The 7,737-nt window shown below is 65.6% G+C and carries 8 protein-coding genes; 6 read left to right on the top strand and 2 right to left on the bottom strand.

Annotation, left to right across the window (positions count from 1 at the left end; translation table 11 throughout):
• The 5 genes from VEG08_09515 to VEG08_09495 form a co-directional block, all read left to right on the top strand.
• The coding region (locus tag VEG08_09515) for a type II secretion system protein GspE (protein ID HXZ28219.1) at positions 1-354 on the top strand (354 nt) is incomplete at its 5' end.
• Between the two features lie 27 nt (positions 355-381).
• Complete coding sequence (locus VEG08_09510; GenBank protein ID HXZ28218.1) at positions 382-1,497, top strand: type IV pilus twitching motility protein PilT; 1,116 nt, start codon at positions 382-384, stop codon at positions 1,495-1,497.
• 62 nt (positions 1,498-1,559) lie between these two features.
• Positions 1,560-2,768, top strand: a complete 1,209-nt coding sequence (locus tag VEG08_09505) for a type II secretion system F family protein (protein HXZ28217.1) — start codon at positions 1,560-1,562, stop codon at positions 2,766-2,768.
• Between the two features lie 93 nt (positions 2,769-2,861).
• Complete coding sequence (locus VEG08_09500; GenBank protein ID HXZ28216.1) at positions 2,862-4,520, top strand: ATP-binding protein; 1,659 nt, start codon at positions 2,862-2,864, stop codon at positions 4,518-4,520.
• Positions 4,513-5,898 carry a sigma-54 dependent transcriptional regulator gene (locus VEG08_09495; protein ID HXZ28215.1) on the top strand — a complete coding sequence of 462 codons (1,386 nt, stop codon included), beginning with the start codon at positions 4,513-4,515 and terminating at the stop codon, positions 5,896-5,898. Before VEG08_09500 ends, VEG08_09495 begins: the two co-directional genes overlap by 8 nt.
• Positions 5,899-5,989: 91 nt before the next feature.
• On the opposite strand, the gene VEG08_09490 is transcribed toward VEG08_09495, so the two are convergent.
• Positions 5,990-6,340 (bottom strand): tetratricopeptide repeat protein, encoded by a 351-nt coding sequence (locus VEG08_09490; GenBank protein ID HXZ28214.1) that lies wholly within the window; start codon positions 6,338-6,340, stop codon positions 5,990-5,992.
• 94 nt (positions 6,341-6,434) lie between these two features.
• Here VEG08_09490 and VEG08_09485 point away from each other — a divergent pair, with 94 nt between their 5' ends.
• Positions 6,435-6,668 (top strand): hypothetical protein, encoded by a 234-nt coding sequence (locus VEG08_09485; GenBank protein ID HXZ28213.1) that lies wholly within the window; start codon positions 6,435-6,437, stop codon positions 6,666-6,668.
• On the opposite strand, the gene VEG08_09480 is transcribed toward VEG08_09485, so the two are convergent.
• The gene (locus tag VEG08_09480) at positions 6,669-7,517 is read right to left on the bottom strand and encodes an SAM-dependent chlorinase/fluorinase (protein ID HXZ28212.1); all 849 of its coding nucleotides are present in this window, start codon (positions 7,515-7,517) and stop codon (positions 6,669-6,671) included.
• Positions 7,518-7,737 lie beyond the last annotated feature (220 nt).

The following is a 7,737-nucleotide window of genomic DNA, read 5'->3' as shown; positions in this document are numbered from 1 at the left end:
GCCCAGCGCCTGGTGCGGCGCATCTGCAAGGACTGTGGCGAGGTGGTCGAGATCCCCTACCAGAGCCTGATCGAGGCCGGCTACGGCCCCGAAGAAGCCAAGACCGTCAAGATCAAGAAAGGCAAGGGCTGCCAGACCTGCAACAACAGCGGCTATAAAGGCCGCTGCGGTCTCTACGAGGTGATGGAGATCGACGACGAGGTCCGCGAGCTTATCCTGGTCGGGGCCTCCGCCGTCGAACTCAAGAAGAAGGCGGTGGAGCGCGGCATGATCACCCTCCGCCGCAGTGGGCTCATCAAGGTCATGAACGGCGAGACCACGCTGGAAGAAGTGGCTCGCGAAACCGTTCACTAACGCTGGAGAAGAAGGGAAGAGTGGGGCATGGCAACCACGACGCTGAGCGATCTGCTGAAGAAGATGCTGGAGATGAGCGGCAGCGATCTGCACATCACTACCAACTCGCCGCCGCAGGTGCGGGTGCACGGCCACCTCACTCCCCTGGACATGCCGCCGCTGACGCCCACCGAGACCAAGCAGCTGGCCTACAGCGTGCTCACCGACGCCCAAAAGCACCGCTTCGAGGAGAACCTGGAGCTGGACTTCTCCTTCGGCCTCAAAGGCCTGGCCCGCTTCCGCGGCAACTGCTTCAACCAGCGGGGCGCGGTGGCCGCCGTCTTCCGCGTCATCCCCTTCGAGATCAAGTCGTTCGCCCAGCTCGGTCTGCCCCCGGTGGTCTCCCGGCTGTGTGAGAAGCCGCGCGGCCTGGTGCTGGTGACCGGGCCCACGGGTTCGGGCAAGTCCACCACCCTGGCGGCCATGATCGACAAGGTCAACGGCGAGCGCCACGACCACATCATCACCATCGAGGACCCCATCGAGTTCGTGCACCAGAACAAGAGCTGCCTGGTGAACCAGCGCGAAGTACACTCCGACACCAAGGGCTTCACCGAGGCGCTGCGGGCGGCGCTGCGCGAGGACCCCGACGTGGTGCTGATCGGCGAGATGCGCGACCTGGAGACCATCGAAGCGGCGCTGCGCATCGCCGAGACCGGCCACCTGACCTTCGCCACCCTGCACACTAACTCGGCGGCCTCGACCATCAACCGCATCATCGACGTCTTCCCCTCGCACCAGCAATCGCAGATCCGCGCCCAGCTCTCGCTGGTGCTGGAGGGGATCCTCTGCCAGGCGCTGCTGGCCAAGCCGGGCGGGCAGGGGCGGGTGATGGCCATGGAGATCATGGTGCCCAACGCCGCCATCCGCAACCTCATCCGCGAGGACAAGATCCACCAGATCTACTCCGCCATGCAGTCGGGCCAGGACAAGTTCGGCATGCAGACCTTCAACCAGTCTCTGGCCACGCTGTACTTCCAGAAGCAGATCTCGCTGGAGACGGCCCTGCAGCGCTCTTCCATGGCGGACGAATTGCAGGAGATGATCAACCGCGGAGCGGGAGTGGTTTCCAAGCCGCCGGTGGCGGCGGGAGTGCGCAAGTGATTCGGGCCAGGACGGGAAGGGTGAGGAAACGCGCCAGATCGGCAGCTTAACGGAGGTTGACCATGCCAGTCTTCACGTTTACCGGTAAGAGCGCAACGGGCGAGAAGGTTACCGGAGAACGCGCGGCGGAAAACAAGCAGGTGCTGGCCGCTCAGCTTCGTCGCGAACGCATCAACGTGGTGAACATCAAGGAGAAGGGCAAGGAATTCTCCCTGCCCACCTTCGGCTCGGGCAAGGTGAAGGCCAAGGACGTGGCCATCTTCTTCCGCCAGTTCTCGGTCATGATCGACGCCGGCCTTCCCCTGGTGCAGTGCCTGGAGATCCTGGCGGCCAACCAGGAGAACCTCGCCTTCCAGCGTTGCCTGACCGGGGTCCGGACCACGGTCGAAGGCGGCGCCACCCTGGCCAACGCCATGCGCGCCTATCCCAAGATCTTCGACGACCTGACCACCAACATGATCGAGGCGGGCGAGACCGGCGGTATTCTCGACACCATCCTGCAGCGCCTGGCCGCCTACGTGGAGAAGGCGGTGAAGCTGAAGAGTGCGGTCAAGTCGGCCTTGGTGTACCCGGTCTCGGTCATCAGCATCGCCGTGCTGGTGGTGGGCGCCCTGCTGAAGTGGGTAGTGCCCATCTTTGCCAACCTCTTCGTCGGTCTGGGCGTGGCCCTGCCCCTGCCCACCCGCATCACCATCGGGCTCAGCCACTTCGTTGGGGCCACATGGTGGGTGTTCATCCTGGTGCTGATCGGCTCCTGGTTCGGGATCAAGTACATCCGCAAAGAGCCCAAGGGACGCCTCTTCTTCGACAAGATCCTGCTGAACCTGCCGGTCATGGGCATGCTGCTGCGCAAGATCGCGGTGGCGCGCTTCACCCGCACCCTGGGCACCCTGATCACCTCCGGCGTCCCCATCCTGGAGGGCCTGAGCATCACCGCCCGCACCTCCGGTAACGCCGTCCTGGAGGCGGCCCTGATGAAGGTCCGCAAGGCGATCGAGGAAGGGCGCACCATCGTCGATCCGCTGCGCGAGAGCGGCGTCTTCCCCAACATGGTGACGCAGATGATCGGCGTGGGCGAGGCCACGGGCGCCATGGACGCCATGCTGCAGAAGATCGCCGACTTCTACGAGGACGAGGTGGACACGGCCACCAAGGACATGCTGACCTTGCTGGAACCGATCATGATCGCCTTCCTGGGCGTGGCCGTGGGCGGCATCGTCATTTCGCTGTACATGCCGCTGTTCTCCATGATCGGAAAACTCGCAGGGTAGCGAGCTCCCCCGATCCTTTGGCCGGCCGGCGCGGCCCTGGGCCGCGGGGACGGGTCTGTGTTGAGGCCGGCGGGCCGCGGAGAGCCGCCAAGCATGGCTACGGAATCCAAACAGCGCACCTGGCTCATCTGGCTGGTCAAGGTGCGCATCTTCGTCATCCTCTTCCTGGTCGGCATCGAGCTGGCGGTCACCCGCCTCACCCCCACCAGCATCCCCGAGGGCAGCTTCTTCGGCGTCATCGTGCTCTGGTTCGCGGTCTCGCTGTTCTACGCCCTTCTGCTTTCCCTGTGGAACGACGACGAGATGCACTCCCGCCTGCAGATCCTCACCGACCTGGCCTTCGCCACGGTGGTGGTCTACCTCAGCGGAGGCAGCGAGAGCTACTTCAACTTCGTCTATCCCCTGGTCATCCTCATGGCCAGCATCCTGCTCTCGCGCGCCTGGACCTACCTCACCGCTGCCCTCGCCTTCATCCTGGTGGGCGCGATGCTGGAGCTCTCCTACTTCGAGGTCATCCGCTCCTATTCCACGCTGCGGCCCGACATCAAGTCGCTGCAGGCGACCATCTTCATCAACCTCTTCGCCTTCGGGGCCATCGCCTACCTTTCCAGCCAATTGAGCACCAAGCTGCGGCAGACCGGGGTCGAGCTGGAGCAGGCCAGCGGCGCCCTGGAAAACCTGCAGGCCCTGCACGAGAACATCATCTACTCCATGCGCGGAGGGCTGATCACCACCGACCTGGACGGCCGCATCAAGGTGCTCAATGCCGCCGGCGAACAGTTGCTGGAGCGCAGCGCCGCCGAGGTCTTCGGCATGCGCATCTCTGAGCTCTTCCTGGACCGGCTGCCGGATGTGGAGTCCTCGGCGGCGCATGGCGAGGTGCGCGCCACCACGCCCACGGGAGAAGACAAGACCTTCGGGGTGACCGTCTCCGCTCTCAACATTCCCGACCGCGGGCTGGTGGGCTACGTCTATACCTTCGATGACCTGACCGAGATGCGGCGGCTGGAGCGCGAGGTACGCATGCGGGAGCGTCTGGCCGCGCTGGGGCGCATGGCCGCGGGCATCGCCCACGAGATGCGGCAGCCGCTCTCCGGGATCGCGGGCTCGGTCAAGGTCCTCTCCGGGATCTCCGCCCTCAACGAGGACGAGCGCCGGCTCATCGAGATCGTGGTGCGGGAGACCGTGCGCCTGAACGAGATCATCAGCGACGTTCTCGACTACACCCGCGAGAAGAACTACCGCTTCGCCCGCCTCGACCTGGTCACCTTGCTCCAGGACACCCTGACCCTGCTGGAGAACCGGCCGCCGCAGGAAGGCGCGCCCCTGCGGGTGGTGCAGCGGATCCAGGTGGAATGCGCGTACTCCGTGGTGGACGGCGACCGCATGAAGCAGGTCTTCTGGAACCTCTGCGAGAACGCGGTCCGGGCCATGCCGCGCGGGGGAACGCTGACCGTGTCGCTCAGCCCCGGCCACGACACCTGGCTCATCAGCATCGCCGACACCGGCAGCGGCCTCACGCTGCAGCAGATCGAGAAGATCTTCGAGCCCTTCCAGTCGCAGTTCGAAGGCGGCACCGGCCTGGGATTGCCCATTATCTACCAGATCGTGCAGGCGCACGAAGGCAAGATCTGGGTGCGCTCGGCGCCCGGGCAGGGCGCAGAGTTCGTGCTCGAGCTGCGGCAGGCGGAGGCGGAGCCCGCCCGCTCTCCCGCCGCGCCCCGGGAGAGAGCGCAGGTGGCCCGTGGCTAGCATCCTGGTCTGCGACGACCACCGCGCCATCTGCGAGGTCCTCGATATCGCTCTGCGCAAAGAGGGCCACCGCGTCGAGACCGTGGGGACGGGAGATGCGGCCCGCAAGAAGATCGACGGCGCGCTCTACGACGTCATCGTCACCGACATCAAGATGCCCGACGTGGACGGCATCGCCGTGCTGCGCCACGCGCACCAGGCCTCGCCCGACTCGGCGGTGGTGCTCATCACCGCGGTCGACGACCTGGAAGCCGCCATCCAGGCGGTGCGGGCGGGCGGCGCCTTCGACTACCTGCGCAAGGGGCCCTCGCTGGTGGAGGAGGTGCGCCTGGCCATCGGGCGGGCCCTGGAGCGCAGCGCCCTGCGCCGCCAGAACTTCGCCTACCGCCGCGACGCCGCCAGCTTCAACTCTTTGGACCACATCATCGGTTCCGACGGCGTGATGGAGAAGCTGAAGCAGACCATCCGCAGCGTGGCCTCGACCGCCAGCACCATCGTGGTGCAGGGCGAGAGCGGGACGGGCAAGGAGCTGGTGGCCCGCGCCGTGCACGCTTGCTCGCCGCGCGCCGCCGAGCCCTTCGTCTCCGTCAACTGTGGCGCCTTTCCTGAAACCCTGCTGGAGAGCGAGCTGTTCGGCTACGTCAAGGGCGCCTTCACCGGGGCGCTGCAGAACCGCCGCGGGCTCTTCGAGGTGGCCGACGGCGGCACACTGTTCCTCGACGAGATCAGTGAGATGAGTCTGGGCATGCAGGTGAAGCTGCTGCGGGTGCTGCAGGAACGCTCGCTCCGCCCCGTGGGCGCGGCCGAGGAGCGGGCCATCGACGTGCGCGTCATCGCCGCCACCAACAAAGACCTGGAATCCCAGGTGACCCAGGGCAACTTCCGCGAAGACCTCTACTACCGCATCAGCGTGATCCCCATCAAGGTGCCGCCGCTGCGCGAGCGCCGCGCCGACATCCCCCTGCTGGCCAGCCACTTCCTGAAGAAGTATGCCCCGGCGGCGGGGAAGAGCATTCTGCGCATCTCAGCCAAGTCCATGGAAGAGCTGAGCGGCTACGATTGGCCGGGCAACGTGCGCGAGCTGGAGAACGCGGTGGAGCGCGCGGTGGCGCTGGAGACCAAGGAGGAGTTGCAGGTGGAGCTTCCCGCCGAGCGCCTGCAGACGCATGCCCTGGCCGCGGCCGCGGGCGGTCCGGGAGCCGTCTGCCTCTCCGTCCCCGCGGAGGGGCTGGACCTGGAGAACTACGTCGCCGAGATCGAGCGCTCGCTCATCCGCTCCGCCTTGCGCCGCTCCAACGGAGTCCAGACCCGCGCCGCCGAGCTGCTGAAGCTCAGCTACCGCTCCTTCCGGCACCTGATCAAGAAGTACAACCTCTAAGGGCAGGAGTCAGAGATCAGGAGTCAGGAGTCAGCGAGGAGTCAGCGAGACCAGCCTGGGAAGACACTGACTCCTGACTACTGACCCCTGACTACTTTTTCTTCAACTGCTGCTTCCATCCCAGGATGCGGGCCTTGTTGCCCTCGGCTTCGGCCTCCGGGATCATACCCTTCTTCTGATAGAGGATGGAGAGGCTGGTGTGGGCCAGGACGTCGTCGGGATCGAGCTCGGCGATACGCTGGGCGGCCGCGATGGCTTCGTCGTAGCGGTTCAGGTCCTGATAGAGCTTGGCCAGTCCGTGCAGGGCGTCGGTGAAGCCGGGATCCAGCTCGATCGAGCGGCGGTAGGCGGCAAGGGCCTCCTCGTGGCGGCCTTCGGCGTAACAATCCAGGGCGGCGTAGTAGGCGTCTTCAGCTTGCCGGCGCTTGCCCTCGTCGGCCATGAGTGAGTCGATTGTAGCACGCGGAAAAATCGGCCTCCCGCGCGCGCTATACTCGGAGAGGCCTCGGGAGTCGCTCTCCGGGGCCCGGACCGCCATGCGAAATCTCCTGCGCTTCCTGTGGAACGCCACCCGGGGCCACCACTTGGCCCCCTGGCGCAGTCCCTACCTGAAGTGGCGCATCGAGACCTACACCGGCCTGAAGATGAGCAAGGTCGGCTTCCTGGAGTTCTGGGGATTCATGTGGCGGGAGCGTGCCCGACTGGGGAGCTTCCTGCAGTGGACGGCGGAGATGGACCGCTATGCCCGCCCCAAGCCGAAGAACCCCTAGCTAGACCGCAGATTCCGCCGAGGCTGGCGCCGGGGCTGGTGCCGGGGCTTCCTCGAAGAGCACGCCCACGTCACTGCCCTTGTCGGCACCCACCACGCGCGCGGCCGCACCCCGGTGGGTGGCGATCTCCAGAAAGCCCATGCTCCCCAGAATGCCGAAAACCTCGCCCGCGGCCCCCTCCGCGTAGGAGTTCCGCATGCGCGTGATCTCGTGCTTGCCCACCAGGATCTTGAAGGAGGGCGGCTCCGGCTGGAACAGTTGCGGCACTTCCTTGGGCGTGATGTTGGTGATGAGGTTGCCGAACTTGTCTACCTTGAGGATGACGCCTTTCATCAGCTTGTCGCTGACCGGCTTGGGTTTGGGAGCGGCAAAGCGCACGTAGTCGGTGATCTCTTCGCCGAACTTGGCCACCTCCACTCCTTTGCTCAACCAGCCCACCACCGCGGCAAAGACGTCGCGGCCGTGGAAGGTCTGGCTCACCGGCTGCAGGAAGTAGTGCTCCGCGGTGATGTGGCGAGCCGAGATGCGCTCCTCGCGTTCGTAGACCAGGGAGAGCACGCCGTTGTCGGGGGCCACGAAGATGTGCTTCCCGGTGGTGACCACCAGCGGGCGGCGCGAGCTGCCTACGCCGGGGTCCACGATGACCAGGTGGATGGTGTCGGGCGGGAAATAGTGGTAGGCCTGGGCGACGGTCAGGGCCCCGTCCAGAACGTCATAGGAGTGGACGGAGTTGCAGATGTCCACGATCTGGGCGGCGGGGTTGATGTTGTAGATAACCCCCTTCATGGTGCCCACGAAGTGATCGGTGGCGCCGAAATCGGTGGTGAAGGTGACCAGACGCTGGGCCAATCCTGTCCTCTCGGGATCGGGAATCCGCTTTCGGGGAAGCGTTCGGAAGGTATATCGCCGTGGTGCTAAAGTCAAGATAGGACACGCAGTTACGGCCGCGCTCGAACCGCGTTGGTCAACCGCGCGCGGCCGCGGCCAGGTCGCGCCCGTCGCTGGCGAGGAGGGATGCAGTTCTGGTATAAGATGAACAGACAATTGAGCGGCGCTCCCGCTGGGGAGC

Source organism: Terriglobales bacterium (genome assembly GCA_035624475.1).
Lineage (GTDB): Bacteria > Acidobacteriota > Terriglobia > Terriglobales > Acidobacteriaceae > DASPRL01.
The sequence above is the reverse complement of the archived record's forward strand: the minus strand, read 5'-3'. Positions and strand labels throughout refer to the sequence as shown.